The 771-nt window shown below is 44.7% G+C and carries 1 protein-coding gene and 1 pseudogene; both read right to left on the bottom strand.

Annotation, left to right across the window (positions count from 1 at the left end; genetic code table 11):
• Positions 1–220, bottom strand: a pseudogene (locus R7E78_RS26045) (ABC transporter substrate-binding protein); the annotation flags it as partial.
• Positions 221–442: 222 nt separating this feature from the next.
• Positions 443–771: TVP38/TMEM64 family protein (locus tag R7E78_RS26050; protein WP_318058600.1), on the bottom strand; the 329-nt coding region annotated here is incomplete at its 5' end.

Raw genomic sequence — 771 nt, forward strand, 5'->3', positions numbered from 1 at the left:
CGTGATTTAGCTTCACGTTGTAGCGAGATTTAAGCTCTTTGCCTGCCCATTGGATATAGCGGTTGATCTCTTGGCTACCACCCCAAGCATGAAAATAGACGGTTTGTCCGTCGGCTTGTTGTTCGATTTTTTGCCATTCACTAGCGGCCGATGAGTCAGCAAAAGATGAAGTCGCAAAAGTGGTGGCTAAAATGCCAATGGTACTGAGTAGCTTTTTCATACGTAGTCCGTGTTTTTCTTCTGGTTCTTGTTTGAAGCTTCGCCGAGTTTGTTCGCGAATGGCCTCTGTCCTTCACAAGGATAGTAATCTATCTCGCGGTATTATCAATGTGAATCCCAATAGGATTTATTAATTGATTCAGAGAATTACTATCAATGATGTAAAGGGTAGAGCGCAGCACGATAGCTGCACTCTTTTAGCATCAATGTTGGATAGACCGGCCTACTTCGCTAATTCTTCGATGTTGATGCCTTTTTTCTTCGCGATGTATTTTGGAATCAGAGACATACCAAACAGCACAAGACCCGCAACTGCAAACTTCACTAGCAACATTGCAGACACGCCGTTTGTCGCAATATCCCCCGCCATGTAAGCGAAGATGAATGCGCCTGGTGCCATTGTCAGTAGAGAAACCAGTGCGTAAGTGCCTAGGTTTAGGCTGGTTAGACCGTAAGCGTAGTTCTGTAGGCTGAAAGGGAATACAGGCACAAGACGAGTCAGAATTAAGAAGCTTGTACCATTTGCTGCTACACCGTCATCGATTTTCTTGA

This window comes from Vibrio sp. YT-19(2023) (assembly GCF_033337395.1).